This is a genomic window from Kitasatospora sp. NPDC054768, assembly GCF_053612025.1.
Genome location: NZ_JBSHBN010000091.1, coordinates 1 through 17,786 on the forward strand (window position 1 = coordinate 1; position 17,786 = coordinate 17,786).

The 17,786-nt window shown below is 75.5% G+C and carries 15 protein-coding genes; 8 read left to right on the forward strand and 7 right to left on the reverse strand.

Features of this window, described 5'->3' with window-relative positions; all coding sequences use genetic code 11:
• Positions 1–325 precede the first annotated feature (325 nt).
• Positions 326–1,357, reverse strand: coding sequence for an AraC-like ligand-binding domain-containing protein (locus ACWGKU_RS24905; RefSeq protein ID WP_401055199.1), 1,032 nt, complete (start codon positions 1,355–1,357; stop codon positions 326–328).
• Positions 1,358–1,682: 325 nt separating this feature from the next.
• Here ACWGKU_RS24905 and ACWGKU_RS24910 point away from each other — a divergent pair, with 325 nt between their 5' ends.
• Positions 1,683–2,204, forward strand: coding sequence for a hypothetical protein (locus ACWGKU_RS24910; RefSeq protein WP_401056543.1), 522 nt, complete (start codon positions 1,683–1,685; stop codon positions 2,202–2,204).
• A gap of 102 nt (positions 2,205–2,306) precedes the next feature.
• Here the strand turns inward: ACWGKU_RS24910 and ACWGKU_RS24915 are convergent, their stop codons facing one another.
• Positions 2,307–3,110, reverse strand: a complete 804-nt coding sequence (locus tag ACWGKU_RS24915; protein ID WP_452179469.1) for a GntR family transcriptional regulator — start codon at positions 3,108–3,110, stop codon at positions 2,307–2,309.
• Between the two features lie 76 nt (positions 3,111–3,186).
• Complete coding sequence (locus ACWGKU_RS24920) at positions 3,187–3,657, reverse strand: SRPBCC family protein (RefSeq protein ID WP_401048928.1); 471 nt, start codon at positions 3,655–3,657, stop codon at positions 3,187–3,189.
• Positions 3,658–3,982: 325 nt separating this feature from the next.
• Between ACWGKU_RS24920 and ACWGKU_RS24925 the strand changes: the two genes are divergently transcribed.
• The 4 genes from ACWGKU_RS24925 to ligA all read left to right on the forward strand — a co-directional run bounded on the left by ACWGKU_RS24925 (position 3,983) and on the right by ligA (position 9,998).
• The gene (locus ACWGKU_RS24925) at positions 3,983–4,993 is read left to right on the forward strand and encodes a 3-oxoacyl-ACP synthase III family protein (protein ID WP_401048926.1); all 1,011 of its coding nucleotides are present in this window, start codon (positions 3,983–3,985) and stop codon (positions 4,991–4,993) included.
• Between the two features lie 314 nt (positions 4,994–5,307).
• Positions 5,308–6,828 carry a phenylacetate--CoA ligase family protein gene (locus ACWGKU_RS24930; RefSeq protein ID WP_452179468.1) on the forward strand — a complete coding sequence of 507 codons (1,521 nt, stop codon included), beginning with the start codon at positions 5,308–5,310 and terminating at the stop codon, positions 6,826–6,828.
• Positions 6,825–7,874, forward strand: coding sequence for a hypothetical protein (locus ACWGKU_RS24935; RefSeq protein WP_452179467.1), 1,050 nt, complete (start codon positions 6,825–6,827; stop codon positions 7,872–7,874). The genes ACWGKU_RS24930 and ACWGKU_RS24935 overlap by 4 nt, the downstream gene beginning before the upstream one ends.
• A gap of 45 nt (positions 7,875–7,919) precedes the next feature.
• A complete protein-coding gene (ligA, locus tag ACWGKU_RS24940; protein WP_452179466.1) occupies positions 7,920–9,998 on the forward strand; it encodes an NAD-dependent DNA ligase LigA in 2,079 nt (692 codons plus the stop codon).
• Positions 9,999–10,011: 13 nt separating this feature from the next.
• Here ligA and ACWGKU_RS24945 read toward each other — a convergent pair whose 3' ends face one another.
• From ACWGKU_RS24945 to ACWGKU_RS24955, 3 genes are all read right to left on the reverse strand, one after another.
• The gene (locus ACWGKU_RS24945) at positions 10,012–10,983 is read right to left on the reverse strand and encodes a hypothetical protein (protein WP_452179464.1); all 972 of its coding nucleotides are present in this window, start codon (positions 10,981–10,983) and stop codon (positions 10,012–10,014) included.
• 449 nt (positions 10,984–11,432) lie between these two features.
• Positions 11,433–14,273 carry a M48 family metalloprotease gene (locus ACWGKU_RS24950; protein WP_452179463.1) on the reverse strand — a complete coding sequence of 947 codons (2,841 nt, stop codon included), beginning with the start codon at positions 14,271–14,273 and terminating at the stop codon, positions 11,433–11,435.
• Positions 14,270–14,818, reverse strand: a complete 549-nt coding sequence (locus tag ACWGKU_RS24955; RefSeq protein ID WP_452179462.1) for a hypothetical protein — start codon at positions 14,816–14,818, stop codon at positions 14,270–14,272. The genes ACWGKU_RS24950 and ACWGKU_RS24955 overlap by 4 nt, the downstream gene beginning before the upstream one ends.
• 232 nt (positions 14,819–15,050) lie before the next feature.
• On the opposite strand from ACWGKU_RS24955, the gene ACWGKU_RS24960 reads away from it, so the two are divergent.
• On the forward strand, positions 15,051–15,689 hold the full coding sequence (locus ACWGKU_RS24960; RefSeq protein ID WP_380354999.1) for an ATP-dependent Clp protease proteolytic subunit: 639 nt from the start codon (positions 15,051–15,053) through the stop codon (positions 15,687–15,689).
• A gap of 1 nt (position 15,690) precedes the next feature.
• Positions 15,691–16,293: a ClpP family protease gene (locus ACWGKU_RS24965; RefSeq protein ID WP_387695131.1), complete on the forward strand. Its 603-nt coding sequence runs from the start codon at positions 15,691–15,693 to the stop codon at positions 16,291–16,293.
• A 71-nt stretch (positions 16,294–16,364) separates the two neighbouring features.
• On the opposite strand, the gene ACWGKU_RS24970 is transcribed toward ACWGKU_RS24965, so the two are convergent.
• Complete coding sequence (locus tag ACWGKU_RS24970; protein WP_452179461.1) at positions 16,365–16,844, reverse strand: helix-turn-helix domain-containing protein; 480 nt, start codon at positions 16,842–16,844, stop codon at positions 16,365–16,367.
• Between the two features lie 148 nt (positions 16,845–16,992).
• Here ACWGKU_RS24970 and ACWGKU_RS24975 point away from each other — a divergent pair, with 148 nt between their 5' ends.
• Positions 16,993–17,637, forward strand: a complete 645-nt coding sequence (locus tag ACWGKU_RS24975) for a hypothetical protein (RefSeq protein WP_401056456.1) — start codon at positions 16,993–16,995, stop codon at positions 17,635–17,637.
• The last annotated feature ends 149 nt before the right edge of the window (positions 17,638–17,786 follow it).

The following is a 17,786-nucleotide window of genomic DNA, read 5'->3' on the forward strand; positions in this document are numbered from 1 at the left end:
ACCCCCCGCCCGCCCGCCCGGCCGGGCCGTGGCGCCACCCGCCGCCCCCCACCCCTCCCCCGTGGCGTGCCGGGCCGCCGGCGCGGAACGGAACTCGACGTTCCGCTGCGCGGTGTCCCTCAGGGAGGATGCCAGGGCGTCACCCCCGCCGTGTTGGCGCTGAGTGGACAGTCCTTGGCATTGCGTGCACTGATCCGGGATTCCCGCCCGCTCGTGCGCACCCGGTGCTCACGGTGCGGGGTTTTCGCGCCCGTGGGCCCGGTCCGTACGGGCCGCGCCGCCCGCACGGCTGCCCTTGCCCGTACGGGCCGCGCCGCCCGTACGGCTACCCGCCGACGGCCCCGGCCCCGCTCCCGGTCAGGGCGCGGTGGCGGTGCTCGCGGGGGGAGAGGCCGTACGCGGCCTTGAAGGCGCGGCTGAACTCGGCGGCGCGGGGCAGGCCGCAGCGGGTGGCGACGGCGTGGACGGGCAGGGAGCGCAGCGCGGGGTCGGCCAGGTCGCGGCGGGCCCGCTCCAGCCGGCGGCGGCGGATGAAGGCGGCGACGGTCTCGCCGCCGGACTCCCGGCCGAAGAGGCGGTGCAGGTAGCTGACGGAGATGTGGTGGGCGGCGGCGATCACGGCGGGCGTCAGTTCGGGGTCGTGCAGGTTGCGTCCGATGAAGGCCCGGACGTGCTCGACCAGGGCCCGCTGCCGGCTGTCGTCGGGCACGGCGGCCTCGGCGTCCACCTCCCGGGCGAGCCAGGCGGCCACCAGGTCGACCACGACGCCGCCCAGGCGGGGGGCGTCGGCGGGGCCCAGGAGGGCGGCCTGCCGGTCGAGGTTGAGGAGGAAGTCCGAGAGCAGCGCGCAGGTGCCCTCCCGGGAGGAGAAGCCGCGGCCCAGCAGGTCCTCCAGCCGGTGCGGCGGCACCGGCAGCAGGGCGGAGGGGAAGTCGACGCCGACGGCCTCGATCCGCAGGTCCCCGGGGGAGCGGGCGGCGCGGGAGCCGAAGGCCCGCAGGTCGAACGGGTGGGAGCTGTCGAGCATGTGCAGGTTGCCGGGCCCGAAGGTCTCGGTGCGCCCGGTGTCGCGGGTCAGGGTGAAGCCGCCGTCGAGCAGCAGGGTGAGGTGGAACACCTCCGGGTCCGAGCGCCGCACCCGGCGCGCGGTGCGGTGGAAGCGGGTCGGCTGGAAGGAGCTGCGCAGGAGGGTCACCGGGCCCAGCTCCAGGCGCCGCATCTCCGCCCGGAAGTCGTCGCAGTGGACGCTGGTCACTTCGCTGTCCCGGGTACGGCTGACCAACTCCCGCCAGCAGTCGAACCGTTCCGTCACGGGTACGCCCTCGCTGCGGAACACGCTCTGCGTGCTCGTGGCCACTGTCCGCCCTTTCCTTCCGGGGTCCGTCCCCTTCCTGCCCGGCCGGGCTCCCCTCCCCACCAGGTGTCACCGGCTCCTTGCAGCCGGTGACACCGAAACCTACAAGGTCGGGCCCGGTGGCCTCCGCCCGGCCCCCGGTCCGGCGGCCGGCCGCGGGAATCCCGGTGAACCGGCCGCCGCCCGCATCCCGTTGCCATGGACGCAGGGGTCGAGAGGCCCCGCTCCCACCGCACGACGGCGGGCGGGCCCCGGGTCCGTACAGCCGTCCACGACACCGTGCCGCGGCCGGTCGGGAACCGCGCCGCAGCAGAAACGAGGGGAAACGATGAGGAACACCGGAACGGTCAAGCGAACCCTGTCCCTGGTCGGCGCCGCCCTGGCACTGGCCTCGGTCACCGGACTGACGACCGCCACCAGCGCCTCCGCCGACGTCAACAGCGAGTGGAACTGCTCGCGCAACCCGAGCGGCTGGGACCACATGAACTGGGGCAACTGCCTGCTGCCCGGCGACTCGCTCGTCTCCGGCAACGGCGACTACCGGCTGCTCTACCAGAACGACGGCAACCTCGTGGAGTACGACACCAACACCGGCTACGCGCTGTGGGCCAGCGGCACCAACAGCGGCGGCCCGGGCAAGGTGATCATGCAGTACGACGGCAACTTCGTCGTCTACGACACCTTCAAGAAGGCCAAGTGGTGGTCCGGCACCGCCCTCGGCTGCAACCCCAGCGCCAACTGGGTGCGCATGCAGAACGACGGCAACCTCGTCGTCTACCGCCCGCACGACAACAACAGCCCCTGGGCGCCGGTCTGGTCCTCGTACAACGGCCGCGTCGGCACCTGCTGACACCCGCAAGCCCCGGACGCTTCGTACGCCCCGCACGCCCCGCATGCCCCGCATGCCCCGCACGCCCTGCCGGCGGCGGCCGGACCCGCGGCCGCCGGACGGTCAGTTCGCGTTCGGGGCGCTCGGGGCGTCCGGGGCGTCCGGGGCGTCCGGGGCGCCCAGGGCGAGGGTGAAACTGAACCGGTCCCCGCGGTAGAGGGTGCGCACCTGCTCCAGCGGGCGCCCCGCCGCGTCCAGGCTGCGGCGGTGCAGCAGCAGCATCGGCAGCGCCGGCGGGGTGCCGATCAGCAGGGCCTCGCGCGGGCTGGCCGGCACCGTCTCGATCCGCTCGTCGGCGGCACCGAGCCGCACCCCCTGCTCGCGCAGATAGCCGTAGAAGGACCCCTCGGGGTCGAAGTCCCCTGCCAGCGCGGGCACCCGGGCGACCGGTACGTACGTGGACTCCAGCCCGACGCGCTCCTCGTCCGCGCGCAGCACCCGCTCCAGGTGCCACAGCGGCTCGCCCTCGGGGACCTCCAGCAGCCGGGCCATCGCCGCGTCGGCGGGCAGCCGGTCCAGGGCGATCAGGGTGCGGCCCGGGCGCAGGCCCTGGCGCGAGACGCCCTCGGTGTAGCTGCTCAGGGACAGCGGCTGCTCGATCTTCGGCCCGGCCACGACCGTGCCCCGGCCCTGCCGCCGCAACCGGCCCTCCAGCAGCAGCTCGCGCAGCGCCTGGCGCACCGTCGCCCGCGCGACCCCGTGACGCTGCGCCAGATCGACCTCGGTGGGCAGCCGCCCGCCCGGGCCCAGCTCGGCGATCAGCTCCTCCAGGCGGGCCTTGACCAGGTAGTACTTGGGCACCCGGCCGTGCTCGGGGACACCGGCGCGGGCGGGCTCGGGGACGGCCCTGGGGATGGGGTGGTTCACCGCGCAAGCCTATCGAGCGCCGTCCGGGCCGGGGCCCGCCGCCCGGGCCTGCTGCTGCCGCCGGCGACCCGTGGCCCTACCCCTCGGAGGCCGCCCGGGCCGCCGGCCCGCCGTCCTCCTTGCTTTTCCCCTCACAGTCCTCCTCGACGTGGTGCCTGAAGTCCGCCAGATCGTCGATCACCCGGCGGTCGACGAAGCCGAGCGCCTCGGCGAGGTGCTCCCAGAGCCCGTGCGGCTCGACCTCCAGCTGGAGCATCACCCGGGTGGTCCGCTCGTCCACGGGGTGGAAGGTGACCACACCCCGGTGCCGCACCGGCCCGGGGCCGCTGTCCCACGCCACCCGCTCGTCCGCCACCAGCTCGGTGGTCACCGCCTCGAACTCCCTCGGCCCGGCCGCGGTCCGCACCACCCAGCTGGTGCCCGGACCCGACCGGTCGACACTGACCACCCCCCGCATGAACCGCGGGAACTCCTCGCACCTGACCCAGCTCGCATAGACCGCGCCGAGCGGCGCCGCCACCTCGACGGACTCCTCGATCCGGTGCATCGCTCCTCCTGGCCTCTCGTCACCAGCCGCCCCGGGGCGGCTTCCTGCGGAACGCGCCTGCCCGCAGAGCGGCCGGGCATGCACCGCATGGTCGATCCGGCCCTCCCGCACCTCGGGGTCCCGCCGGTGTCGTCGTCCGTTCGTGCGGCGAGGGTGCCGGTGTCGGTGCTGGTCAGGGCTCCTCGGCGCTGTATAGCCTGACGGGGCGTCGGGCCGGACCGGGAAACGGAAGTTCGATGACGAACTCCCTCGGCGGCGGAAGCGGCACCTTTCCGGTGTCGAACAGTGCGCGGACAGGCGAGCCGCGGCCGGAAGGGGCAGTGGCGTGGACTACGGACTGATGTCGTTCGGATCGGCCCTCGGGGAGCCCGTCGCCGTCGCGGACGTGGCGTCGGAGTACACGAAGGACGTCGAACGCGTCCTGGCGTACGGCTACCGCACCGTCCACCGCAGCCCGGCCGGGGTCGGGCTCACCGACCTGGCCGTCGACGCCGCCCGGGCGGCCCTGGACGAAGCGGGCACCGACCCCGCCGAGCTGGACCTGGTGGTCCTCGCGATCACCGACATCCCCGAGTACCTGTACTGGGACGCGGCCGCGAGCCTCCAGGACCGGCTGGGCGCCCGCCGTGCCGAGGCGGTCCTCGTCGGCCAGGGCTGCGTCAGCGGCATCACCTGCTTCGACCTGCTCGCCGGCCGCTTCGCCACGCACCCCGAGTACCAGCGGGCGCTGGTGGTCGGGGCGAACCGGACGTGCGAGCCGTACTGGAACCGGATGCACACCAACTCACTGCTGTTCTCCGACGGCGCCGGTGCCGCGGTGGCCGGGCGCGGCCACCCCGAACTGCGCTGGCGGGCCAGCGAGACGATCAGCGACGGCCGCTACGTCGACCTGTTCCGGATGGACCGGGGCGGGGCGGCCGACCCCTTCCGCGGCGGTCGGACGCCCCCGCCGGCCCGCGACGCCTGGGGCCTGATGGAGTTCTTCGACTACGACGCCGAGCGCTTCCAGGAGTTCGCCGGCCTGATGGGCGAGCGGGTGCACGAGGTGGTGGCCCGGGCCTGCAAGCGGATCGGCGCGTCCGTCCCGGACCTGGCCAGGGTGGTGCTGCTCAACGACAACCTCGGCACGCTGACGAAGCTGGCCGACCGGCTCGGCGTCCCGGTGGAGCGCACCAACCTCGAAATCTCCCTGGAGCGGGGCCACTTCGGGGCCGCGGACCACCTCCTCGACCTCCATCACCACCGCGCGTCCGGGCACTTCGGCGACGGCGACCTGATCGCCCTGGCCGGCATGGGGCGCGGCATGCACTGGAGCTGCACCCTCCTGGAGTGCTGACGCCACGAACTGACGTGAATAGCCGGAAGGTTGGCCGTGCACACAGGCTGTTGCGGGTGGCCGAACCGTCCCTATACTGCCGTTGCCCGTCGACCAGAACCGGCCGCGGGCATCCGCTGCCGCGCCCGGTCAGGGCGGCCGGCCGGCCCGTACGAGGGAGAACCGATCATGGTCAAGCACTACCTCAAGTACGCCTTCAGCACCCTCACCGCCGCCATGTTCCTCCACATGGTCTGACCTGATCGGGGCCTGATCCGATCGACCCCGGCCGGGGCCGGGTGGCGTACCGTCCGACCCTGGCCTGGGGAGTCCGCTTGTTCGCGACCGCGCTGAGCCAACTGCGTTACGGCGCAGCAATCCTGACGAACCGTCGAATACGCCCGAACGACCTGGAACGCCTCGCGCGGGACCTGGTCGCCACCATCGCCGAGTTCGGCGAGCCCGGCGAGGACTCCGCCCTGCTGCCCGGCCGGGCCGGACACGTCGACCCGCAGGTGCGGCGCGAGGTGGCCCGGCGCAGCCTGCGCGCCACCGCCCGCGCCGCCGCCCGGCACACCGCCCACTACCGCCGGCTGTTCGCCGAACTCGACCTCGACCCGGCCCGGTTGGAGCCCGAGGACTGGTCGCGCGTCCCCGTCACCCCCAAACAGGCGCTGCGCGCCCTGCCCGCCGCCTTCGTCTCGGACGCCGCCACCCCCGTCCTGATGGCGCTCACCACCGGCACCAGCGGCACCCCCACCGCGGTGTGGTTCTCCCGCGCCGAACTGGAGTGCGCCGTCGCCTTCAGCACCATCTCCGCCGTGCTCGGCCTCGGCCTGCGCCCCCGCCACACCGTCGCCTACGCCGGCTGCTCCCGCGCCACCCTGCCGCTGGTCAACGCCGAGGAGTCGGCCACCCGCGCCGGCGCCGGGTTCGTCCAGTTCGGCACCGTCGGCCCCGCCGTGGCCCTCGACCGCCTCGCCGCCCCGCTCGGCCTGCCCGGCAAGGACCCCCAGATCACCCACCTGACCACCTCCGCCTCCTACCTGGCCGCCCTCGTCCAGGAAGCCGAACAACGCAAGTGGCGCAGCGCCGACTTCGGCCTGCGGTCGATCAGCGTCGGCGGTGAGGTGCTCTCCGCGCCCCTGCGCCGCCGCGCCGAGGAGGTGTTCGGCGCCACCGCCACCTCCGCCTACCTGATGACCGAGATCCTGCCCTCCGGCGCCACCCCCTGCACCCGGGGCCACCTCCACCACACCACCGAGTTCGGACACCTCGAAGTCCTCGACCCGCTCACCTGGGAACCCACCGCCCCCGGCGCCACCGGCACCGTCGTGCACACCCCCTACGTGCCCTACCGCGACTGCACCCTGCTGCTGCGCTACGCCACCGGCGACCTCGTCCGCCTCCCCGCCGAGCCGCCCACCTGCGAACTCGCCCACCTCCCCGCCACCTCCGAGATCCTCGGCCGCTGGAACGGGCCGCTCAGCCGCACCGTCACCACCCGCGAGGTGCTCGACCTGGTCGAGGCCGAACCGGAGGTCCCGCTGCCCGCCCGCCACGCCCTCACCGAAGGCCCCGACGGCCCCGGCGGACCCGCCCGCCTGCACCTGCTGGTCGACCGCCTGCCCGCCACCGCCCTGCGCGGCCGCCTGGAGGAGCGCGCCCACGCCGCCGGCCTGCGGCTGTCCGACATCGTGCTGTACGAGGACCGCGCCGCCATGCCGCCCACCGCACCCCTGCGCGCCGACCTGCGCGAGCACACCTTCGACACCCTCGACACCGCCGGCGGCCCCGGCGGCCCCGGCACCCCACCGGCACCGTCGACGGCCCCGGCCGCGGGAGGAACCGCATGACCGTCAGCCCCGCCGCCCTGGCCGCACTGAGCGCCGCCGTCGCCGCCGAACTGGCCCTGGCCGCCTGGTACCTCGCCCGGATCCGGATGCCCCGCCCCCCGGTCGGCGTCTACACCGGCGGTGACATCGCCGTCCTGTGCGCCGGCGTCGTCCTCGCCCCGCTGCTCTACACCGCCCTGCCCGGCGCCGCCGTCTCCGCCGTCTTCGGCCTCGTCAGCTGCCTGGCCGTCCAGTTCACCCTCGCCCCGCTGCTCGCCGCCACCCGGCTGCGCGCCGCCCCCTGGTCCTGGGCCGCCGCCCTCACCGCCACCGCCGCCACCACGCTCGCCGCCCTCACCGGCCACCCCGGCGCCGCCCGGGCCGGCAGCGACCTGATGATCGCCGCCGCCGTCGTCGGCGTCGCCAACCTCTGGACCCAGAGCGGCCTGCGCTCCGTCCACACCGCCGCCCTGGCCGCCGTCCTCACCGCCTACGACCTCGCCGCCACCACCCTCACCGACACCACCGCCCGCTTCTTCGAACAGGTCCAGGACCGCCCCTTCGCCCCGATGCTCGCCCTCACCGGCGGCCCGGCCCCCGTCGCCGTCGGCCTCGGCGACCTGCTGCTGCTCGTCCTGTACCCGCTGGTCGCCGCCAAGGCCCACGGCCGCACCGCCGCCGCCGTCGCCGCCCTCGTCGGCCTGCTGACCACCAGCGCCGTCAGCGCCTGCTTCGCCCTCGGCCGGCTCACCACCGGATTCCCGCTGCTCACCGCGCTGGGCCCGCTGATCGTCGCCCAGCACCTGTACTGGCGGCGCCGCTCGGGCGGCGAGCGGACCACCGCCCAGTGGCGCGAGGGCCACCCGGTCCCGGTTCCTTCCGGTGCCGGACCCGGCACCGAGCCCGGCGCCGCCCTCGCCGCCCCCGTCCCCGAGGGCACACCCCCGGGCACCTGGCTCGCCCTCGCCGACGGCCGCGTCCTCGGCACCGGCCCCACCCCCGGCCACGCCCGCCGCGACGCCCGCCGCAACGGCGCCGGAACCCCCACCACCGCCCGGCTGGTCTGACCGCCCCCGGGCGCCGATGTCAGTGCCGGCCGTCATGATTCCCGCATGATCGAGACCGCAGCACCGCTCTCCTCCCCGTCCGCGTACGCCGACGCCGTCGCCGCCGCCGTCCGGGCCGCCGCCGCGTACTACACCGACGGTTCCACCCCGCTCGGGGACGACGAGTACGACGCCCTGCTGCGGGCCATCGCCGCCTACGAGAGCGCCCACCCCGACCAGGCCCTGCCCGACTCGCCGACCGGAAAGGTGGCCGGCGGCGCCGCCACCGGCGACGTCCCGCACAGCGCGCCGATGCTCTCACTGGACAACGTCTTCTCCGCCGAGGAACTGGAGTCCTGGGCCGCCGGCCTCGAACGGCGCCTGGGCCGGCCGGTCGCCGCCTGGTGCGTGGAGCCCAAGCTCGACGGCCTCGCCGTCGCCGCCCGCTACCGCGCCGGGCGCCTGCACCAGCTCATCACCCGCGGCGACGGCCTCGCCGGCGAGGACATCACCCACGCCGCCGACGCCGTCCTCGGCCTGCCCGCCGAGCTCACCGAGCCCGCCGACATCGAACTGCGCGGCGAAGTCCTGCTCACCCAGGAGCAGTTCGAGCACGCCAACCGGGTGCGCGCCGAGCACGGCGCCACCCCCTTCGCCCACCCCCGCAGCGGTGCCGCCGGCACCCTGCGGGCCAAGGACCGCCCCTACAGGATCGAACTGACCTTCTTCGCCTACGACGCCGTCGGCCCCGAGGGCCTCGACCACAGCGCCCTGCTGGACCACCTCGCCGCCCTCGGCGCCAACACCGCCGCCACCACCGACGCCCGCCCGCGGCACTGCGCGGGCATCACCGAGGTCCAGCAGCGCATCGAGGAGATCGCCGCGCTGCGCGCCGAACTGCCCTTCGGGATCGACGGCGTGGTGGTCAAGGCCGACCTGGCCGCCGACCGTGCCGAGGCCGGCCTGGGCTCGCGCGCCCCGCGCTGGGCGGTGGCCCGTAAACTGGCCGCCCAGCACAAGGTCACCCGGCTGCTCGGGGTGGAGTGGAACGTCGGCCGCACCGGGATCATCGCCCCGCGCGCCGTCCTCGAACCCGTCGTCATCGACGGCGTCACCGTCACCTTCGCCACCCTCCACAACCCCGCCGACATCGAACGGCGCGGGCTGATGATCGGCGACCAGGTCTTCGTCTACCGCGCCGGCGACGTGATCCCCCGGGTGGAGGCCCCGGTGCTCGACGCCCGCACCGGCGCCGAGCAGCCGATCGCCTTCCCCGAGGCGTGCCCGCGCTGCGGCGACGCCATCGACACCAGCGAACAGCGCTGGCGCTGCACCCGCGGCCGCAACTGCCAGGCCGTCGCCTCCGTCCTCTACGCGGCCGGCCGCGACCAGCTCGACATCGAGGGCCTCGGCGGCACCCGCGCCGTCCAGCTCGTCGAAGCCGGCCTGGTCGCCGACCTCGCCGACCTGTTCACCCTCACCCGCGAGCAACTGCTCACCCTGGAACGGATGGGGGAGACCAGCGCCGACAACCTGCTCGCCGCGATCGCCACCGCCCGCACCCAGCCGCTCAACCGGGTCTTCTGCGCCCTCGGCATCCGCGGCACCGGACGGACCATGTCCCGCCGCATCGCCGCGCACTTCGGCAGTATGACGGCGATCCGCGCCGCCGACGCCGAAACCCTGGCCGGCGTCGACGGCATCGGCACCGAGAAGGCCCGCGTCGTCGCCGCCGAACTCGTCGACCTCGCCCCGCTGCTGGACCGCCTCGCCGCCCTCGGCGTGGGCACCGCCGTCACCGCCCCGACCGCCCCCGCCGCCGCGGCGGGGGCGAGCGGCACCGGCGACGGGAACGGCACCGGCGAGGGGAGCGACGGCGGTGGCGACGGCGGACCGCTGGCCGGTGAGGCCGTCGTCGTCACCGGCAGCATGACCGGCGCCCTCGCCGACCTCTCCCGCAACCAGATGAACGAACTGATCGAACGCGCCGGGGGCAAGGCCTCCTCCTCGGTCTCCAAGCGCACCACCCTCCTGGTCGCGGGGGAGAAGGCCGGCTCCAAGCGCGCCAAGGCCGAGGAACTCGGCATCCGCATCCTCACCCCTGAGGAGTTCGCCACCCTGGTGGCCACCCACCTGGAGGCCTGACGGCCGGCCGGCGCTACGGGGGGTTGCCGTTGGCGGCGAGGCGGGCGCTCATGTCCGCGTGGGCGCGCTCGGAGCGGGTGTTGGCCGGGTCGTGGACGAGGCGCAGGTAGTCGTAGAGGATCCGCACGCACGCGTCGCGGGTGGAGCAGGGCGCGTCGGGGGCCAGGTCGAGGCCCCTGGTGATCTCCATCAGCCGGCCGTCGGCCGCGGCGTACACCGGGTGCCAGACGAGCCGCACCGCCGGGTCGAGCGCCATGACCACCCGCAGCTGCGGCACCTCCTGCGCGATCAGGACGCTCTCGGGGTCGTAGGCCCGCAGGAAGATGTGGACGGGGCCGCGGGCGCGGCTCACGAAGGCCTTGGACAGGACGTTCCACATCGGCGTCTTGAGCATCCAGTCCGGGGTCAGCGCCAGCCGGTCGACCACGCCGCCGAAGGCGGTGGCCTCCAGCGGGGTGTGGCCCTTGGCGAGGGCGTAGTCGCTGATCTCCCGGCCGCCCGACCACAGGGCCAGCGTCGGCGTGTCGATCTCCAGGTGGTCGCCGACGACCTTCACCAGCTCCTGGTACCAGCTGTTCGACGCGCGGTGGTCGCGCTGGTCCTGGCGTTCGGTGAACCGCGCCATGGCCTCGTCGTTGAGCCGTCCCTGGTCGGCGATGCCGCCGAGGACGAGCTGCCAGGCGATCTCCGTGACGTCCCCGGAGAAGCCCGCCCGGGCCATGTCCTCGCGGAACGTGCCCCACTCGCCGTGCCCGGTGGGGTCGGCGGCGTCGCGCCGCGCCTGCTCCCTGACCCCGGGGGCCTCCTGGCGCTGCAGCCGGCGCGTCACGGCCGCGTTGCCCACCGTCCGCTGGAGGGCGGCGAGTTCGGCCGGGTGCGGCGCCCTCCCGGGGGCGGTGGGCACCGCGGCCGGGCCCGGCGTCGTACGCCTCCTCGGTGCGGCCCCGGGCACCGGCGGCACCGAGTGTGTCACGGCCTTGCGCACGCTTCCCCGCCCTCCCGTGTCGCCGTCCGGCCCCCGGCCGTCGAGACTACGGCCCCGGCGCGGGTGTCCACGAGGGCCGAAAGGGCAGAGCGGGGGCAGCGCCCGGGGGCGATGCCGACCCGTGGCCGCGCACGGCCGTCCGGGTGGACGTAGGACCAAAAGCCGATGCCCCCGCGCCCCGCACCCCGGTGGAACGGCCGAATGGATCACGCGCCAGACCCCGAGCGGACCCTCGCCGACGACGAGGCCTCGCCGCCTACCGCACCCGCTTCGGGATCGCGCTGGACCGACTCCCGGCCCTGCCGGTCCCGCCGGTCCCGCCGGTCCCGCCGGTCCCGCCGGTCTCCTCGGGCTGAGCGCTCGGCGGCCGCCGAGCGCTCAGCAGGAGCAGGCCGCGGCCGGCCCCGCCCGCCGGTTCGGCGAGCCGACCGCCCGAGCGGGACCGCCCCTCAGCCGTCGCCCTGCCCCGAGGGCCGAGGGCCGGTGATGCGGACCAGGTCCGGCCAGTACCGCGGCCCGTCGCTCTCGATCCGCCGCACGACGGGATCGATGGCGCCCAGGGTCGCACGGAGCCCGTCGGCGACCTCCGTCAGTACGGCGTCGCCCTCGCCCGGCTGCTCCTCGCGGTCGCGGTCCATGACCTGCGCGCAGTGCTGCCCGGCCCGTCGGGTCTGCTCCAGCGCCGCCCACCACGGCCCGTCCAGGCCGGAGTCGGGGATGTGGAGGTGTCCCAGGGCGGTCCCGGCGGCGCGGTGGAGCGTGGTGCAGATCCCGGCGAAGCGGCGGCCGTCGAACCGCACCTGCTCGCCCGGGTGCTCCCGCGCCGTCCGTTCGAGCACCTGGACCTCGTCGTAGAAGGCCTGGTACCCCTCGATGAGCGCCAGGGTGTCCTGCTTCCCGCCGACCCGGTACCACATCAGCAGCTGGAAGACGCGCACCCGTTCGGACCGGGCGTCGGCCGGACGCTGCACCACGGGGCCGAGCCCGCCCGCCGAACCCGACGCCGACGCCTGCACGGCGACGGGCCCCAGCGCCAGCGCCCCGACGAGGACCCCGGCGAGCACCGCCCGCCGGGCGCCGGAGCGCGCCACCCGGTCGGCGGTCTCCGGGCCGCCGCCCCGTCGGACGAGCGCGAGCGGCAGCCGCACCAGTGCCGCGGCCATCGCCGCCCCGAACAGCGCCGGAAGCACCGGGCCGGCCAGCACCTGCACCACCGGCCAACCGCCCCGCGGCACCCACAGACAGCTGTCGCCCATGGTCCGCATCGGCCCGAGGCACCCGTCCACCGACATCAGCAGGAACACCGCCACCAGCGCGCACGCCTGGGCGATGCCCGCCGCCACCAGCGCCCCGACGAGCCACAGTCGCCGGGACACCAGCGCCACGACCACCGCCGTGACCACCACCCCGGCCCAGATCGCGACCGTCAGCCACCACACGTACCGCAGCGCGTACCCGCTCCCGCGCTCACCCAGCGGCGGCCGGCCCGGGTACAGCGCCGCCTTGACCACCAGCAGCCCGACCACGCACAGGACACCGCCCAGCAGCCCGCGGCGCAGCACCCGGCCGAGCCCCCGGTGCCCGCCGAACAGCCACAGCAGGTACGGCAGCGCCCACAGCGCCCCCGCGGCCGCGGCGAAGGCCACGGTGCGCCCGTCCGTCCCGAGACGCGGCAGCACGGCGGCGATCCACCCCAGTTCGGCCCGGTGCCGCTCCCACCCGTCGGGGAACTGCTGGACCAGCACCTCCCGGATCCCGCCCTGGACCATGAAGTCCCCGGCGGTGTACAGGTGGCCGCCCCCCGACCACCAGGTCAGCCCGGCCGCGGCGACCAGCACCGCCGCCGCCAGCGCCATCACCGCGGCCACCCGCCCGCGCCCCGGAACCAGCCCCAGCCGGGCGCACTGCACCAGCCACGGGACGTACGCCAACGCGCCGACCAGCGGCACGAGCAGGGCGATCGGATGCTCCGGAAACCAACTCCGGCCGGCGGTGATGTCCACGGTCAGCTCGCCGACCACCAGGCCGGCGCCCAGCCACAGCCCCGCCCGCAGCCCGTCCGGCCCGGCCGTCCCGCGGTGCGCCGCGTACGCCGTCGACCGCCAGGCCGCCACCGCGAGGATCAGCACCGTCGGCACGGTGGCCAGCCACACCCCGACCGTCCCGTCGGCGAACGGGGGCAGCAGCAGGGGGACGGCGATACCGGCCGCGCCCACCAGGAACGTCTGCAACGGCGCCAGGGTGAACAGCGCCGCCGGATCGTCCAGCGCCCGGCGCCGCTGCGCCCAGGTCGGATGCGACCGCCAGATGCGGCCGAGCCGGGCGGCCGGGCCCGCGGGGTCGCGCACGTCCCACACCCGCCGGTCGGCGCCGAGGGCGACGGCGTCCGCGTCCGCGTACAGCTCCCGGTGGCGCAGCGTGTCGGCGCGGGCCAGGACCACCAGCAGCGCCATCCCCAGCGCGGTGGCCGTCTGCCGCACCAGCGGCGCCCGCCCGGCCGGCCAGAACACCCGGTCGGCGCCCACGAAGAGCCCGAACTCCGCGCCCACCAGCGTCCCGCCGACCACCAGTACGAACGGCAGGGCCACCAGCAGTGCGAACACCCGCCACAGGGCGGTGACCGCGTACCCCAGGTCCACGTCCCGGTTGCGGATGTGCGCGAACTCGTGGAGCACCACGGCCCGGAACCCGGCCGGATCGCTGTGCCGGCTCACCGAGAGCCCCGCGTACAGGCACACGGTGCGCCGGCGCGCGTGGCCGAACGCCACCGCCCCCGGGCCGAGCCGGCGCGGGTCCACCACGAACTCCGGTACCACGGGCAGCCGGGCCTGCCCCGCCAGGCGCTCCAGCTCCTCCCGCAGCTGCCCGTCCACGGGTACCAGCCGGCGGGAGCGCCGACGCCAGCGCGGCAGCAGCAGATACAGCGCCGCGGCCATGGCCAGCACCAGCGCCAGAGCGACGGGCACCGGCCACGACGGGTCGTCCGGTACGGCGGCCAGGCAGGCGCGCAGGGCCGGGTCCGTCCCCGGGGCGACTCCCAGCTGTGCCAGGAAGTCCCCGTCCGGGTCGAACCCGGCGGCGAGCTTGCAGGCGTACTCCGCCGGCCGGCCCTTGCGGACCAGGTCCAGCACGGTCGTCAGCATGTGGTGGCCGGCGACAAGCATGGACAGCAGCAGCAGGCCGAAGCGCAGGGCGGTTCCGGCGGGCAGCACCCGTGGGTCGAGGACCGGCGGGGCGGCGGGCGGCTGCGGCGGCATCGGTGGCACCGGCGGCGCGGCGGGTGCGCTCATGCCGGCGGCTCCGGGAGGAGCGGTGCGCCGGACCCGCACCCGGCCCCGGAGCCGGGTTCCGCCGGGGGAGCGGCCGTGCCCGGCTCCATGGCCAGCCGGGCCACCACGCAGTCCGCGAGCGCGCCGGCGGCCGGCTCGTCGAACCCGGCCTCGCGGGCACCCGCGCGCACCCGGGCGTGGACGGCCGCCAACTGCCGCTCGTCCAACGGCGGTACGGGCGGCTCCACCGCGGACCGGGCGCGCCCGCGCCGCCACAGCCGCCGCAGCCCGCCGCCCGCGCGCCTCACGCCGGCACCGACCGCGGCCCGGCACGCCTCGTCCACCGCCATCCACACCACCGGGGTGGCCAGCGCGGCCGCCTCGGCCAGCCCGAACCCCAGCGGCTCGCCGCGCTGCCGGCGTCCGAACAGCGCCACCACCTCCTCGGAGGACAGCCCGTCCAACCCCCGCAGCAACGGCAGTTCCTCCGGCGCCAGCCGTGTCACCACATCCACGACGACGTCCCGAACCGATCCGGCCATCCGCCCGACCTCCCAGCTGATCATTCGTCAACTGACGATGCGCTGGCGGAACTTACCCCAGTCGGAGCTTCGTCATCCAGGAAGTTTTCCGACCGTTCCCTGCGGACGGGCCCCGGGTCCGGCGGCGCGGCAGGGCGCCGGCCCCCTCTGCCCTCGGCGAATCCGCCGCGGGCAGAGCGGCCGCATCCGGAGGCCCTCCCGGGGCGAGAGTGGAGTGGACGGCGAGTTCCGCCCCCCGCCTCGACAAGGAGACCCGATGGCCCCGCTCACCACGCCCCCGCCCCGCGCGGCGGAGGGCGACACCCCGCCCAGCGCCTTCGACGACCACCTCGCGGCGCAGCTGCTCGCCCAGCGGATCGTGCTGCTCGGCACGCAGGTCGACGACGTGTCGGCGAACCGGGTGTGCGCGCAGCTGCTGCTGCTGTCGGCGGAGGACCCGCGCACCGACATCAGCCTGTACATCAACAGCCCCGGCGGCTCGGTCACCGCGGGTCTGGCCGTCTACGACACCATGCGGCTCATCCCGAACGACGTCTCGACGCTGGCGATGGGCTTCGCCGCCAGCATGGGCCAGTTCCTGCTCACGGTGGGGGCGCCCGGCAAGCGCTTCGCCCTGCCGAACGCGCGGATCATGATGCACCAGCCCTCGGCGGGCATCGGCGGCACCGCCGCGGACATCGAGATCCAGGCGGAGAACCTCCAGTTCACCAAGCGGGCCATCGAGCGGATCACCGCCGAGCACACCGGGCAGAGCGAGGAGACCATCGCGCGCGACGGCGACCGGGACCGCTGGTTCACCGCCGAGCAGGCCAGGGAGTACGGGCTCGTGGACCGGGTGGTGGAGTCGGTCGCCGACATCCGCCCGGCCGCCTCCCGCCGACGGATCGGACTGTGACATGGGCTCGTACACGGTTCCCTACGTCATCGAGCGCACCGCGCAGGGCGAACGCACCTACGACGTCTTCAGCCGGCTGCTGAACGAGCGGATCGTCTTCCTCGGCACCGAGATCGACGACTCGGTCGCCAACGTGGTCATCGCCCAACTCCTGCACCTGGAGTCGGAGAACCCGGAGCGGGAGATCTCGATCTACCTCAACTCGCCCGGCGGATCGTTCACTTCACTGATGGCGATCTACGACACGATGACCTTCGTGCAGGCGCCGATCTCCACCTTCTGCGTCGGCCAGGCCGCCTCCACGGCGGCGGTGCTGCTGGCCGGCGGGGACCCCGGGCGGCGGTTCGTGCTCCGGCACGCCCGGGTGCTGCTCGGTCAGCCGGCCAGCGGCGGCCGGCGGGGGACGGTCTCCGACCTCAGCCTCGCGGCCAAGGAGATGGTCCGCATCCGCGCGCAGGTGGAGGAGGTCCTGTCCCGGCACACCCACCACGACGTGGCGACGCTGCGCGCGGACATGGACCGGGACAAGGTGCTCTCCGCCGAGGAGGCCGTCGCCTACGGGATCGCCGACCAGGTGCTGAGCCGGCGCTTCGCGTCCGGGTGAGCCGCGCGCGGCCGGGTACGGCAGGGGCTCGCCCCCCTGCCGTACCCGGCCGCCGCGGTGCCGCGCCGCGGTCAGGCGACGAGGCAGAGTCCGTCGTACCGCCCCGTGGGCGAGGTGCGGCCCCGGCCCGCGAGGCCCTGGCCCGCCCGGCCCACCCGGTTCCGGTCCGCCCGGTTCTGGTCCGCCAGGCCCTGGCCGACCCGGCTCGGGGCGTAGCGGGCCAGTTCGTCCTGGGCGAGCGAGAGCAGGTCCGCGAGGCCGAGCCCCAGCGCCCGGGCGGCCGCCGCGAGCACCTCGGAGGAGGCCTCCTTGCGCCCGCGCTCCAGCTCCGACAGGTACGGCATCGAGATCCGGGCCGCCTCCGAGACGTCCTTCAGCGTGCGCTCCTGGGCGAGCCGCTCGCGCCGCAGCACGTCGCCGACGACGTCGCGCCACAGCGGCTCCCTGCGCGCGGGCGTCCGCGGTGGGCGGGACTCCCCGCCGGACGCGGGCGGCGAGGCGTGCGGGCGCAGGGGGATGACGCGGGCTTCGTTCGGCGCTTGAGTGCTCACCCCTTCAGCCTAGGGACCGGGGGCCCGGGGGGAAGAGCACGGCGTTCTGCCCTGGGTGAATCCGCCCGTCCCCGCCCGCCCCGCCCGGTGGCCGGGTGCGCACCCGCAGGACACCGGACTGTCGCAGGCCCGTGGTAACCATGGGGCCGTGGACCCCACGGAGCCGTCGCCGCTGCCCCTGCCGCCCCTGTCGCCCGCCGCCGAAGCCGCGTTCGGGCGCGGGCGCGAGGCCGCGGACGAGGGGGAGTGGGAGCGCGCCCGCGACCTGTTCGAGGAGGCGGTCCGCGGCGCGGGGCCGCGGCTGCTGTGGCATGTCGTCGAGGCCTGCGGCGAGAGCGACGAGGCCGCGTTCTGGATGCGGCGGGCGGCCGTCTCGGAGAGCGAGCCGGGCGGCATCACGGTGGATCCGCACACGCTGCCCATCGAGCGGGCCCGCCCCGGCGCTGTTCCCTGCCAGGTCTTCGGAGTGGCCGTCAGGTGCGACGACCCGGCGCGCGCGGTCGCGGCGCTCACCGCCGCCGAGCCCCGGCTCATGCTGGTCTTCGAGGACGGCCGTGAACTCTCGCCGGAGGAGGCCGAGGACGCCTGGGACGAGGAGATGCCGCCCTACAGCCCCAACTACGCCGCCGTCGACGCCTCGATCCCGTACGTGCGGATGGACTGCAAGGGCCTGGTCCTCCCGCACATGGCCCGCACCGTCCTGCGCATCGTCGCGGACGAGCTGCGCAGGGCCGGGGTGCGGCGGGCGCACCTGTTCAGCCCGGAGCTCCCGGACGACCGGGACGGGTCCTGAGGCGTCGTCCTGGGCCCGGAGCCGCCCGTGGACCGCGGCGTCGGGGCCCGGGCCGGGCCCCTGTATGTTGATCACTCGCCGATCCTGTCGGTGTCCCGTCCCAGGGGGTTGACGCGCGGGCCCGGCACGAGGTGGCGGCCGTTTCGCAC

Excerpts from the sequence above, each read along its gene's own strand:
- ACWGKU_RS24960 (WP_380354999.1), top strand. The coding sequence starts at position 15,051 with ATGGCCCCGCTCACCACGCCCCCGCCCCGCGCGGCGGAGGGCGACACC.
- ACWGKU_RS24920 (WP_401048928.1), bottom strand. The coding sequence starts at position 3,657 with ATGCACCGGATCGAGGAGTCCGTCGAGGTGGCGGCGCCGCTCGGCGCG.
- ACWGKU_RS24910 (WP_401056543.1), top strand. The coding sequence starts at position 1,683 with ATGAGGAACACCGGAACGGTCAAGCGAACCCTGTCCCTGGTCGGCGCC.
- ACWGKU_RS24950 (WP_452179463.1), bottom strand. The coding sequence starts at position 14,273 with ATGAGCGCACCCGCCGCGCCGCCGGTGCCACCGATGCCGCCGCAGCCG.
- ACWGKU_RS24935 (WP_452179467.1), top strand. The coding sequence starts at position 6,825 with ATGACCGTCAGCCCCGCCGCCCTGGCCGCACTGAGCGCCGCCGTCGCC.
- ACWGKU_RS24965 (WP_387695131.1), top strand. The coding sequence starts at position 15,691 with ATGGGCTCGTACACGGTTCCCTACGTCATCGAGCGCACCGCGCAGGGC.
- ligA (WP_452179466.1), top strand. The coding sequence starts at position 7,920 with ATGATCGAGACCGCAGCACCGCTCTCCTCCCCGTCCGCGTACGCCGAC.
- ACWGKU_RS24955 (WP_452179462.1), bottom strand. The coding sequence starts at position 14,818 with ATGATCAGCTGGGAGGTCGGGCGGATGGCCGGATCGGTTCGGGACGTC.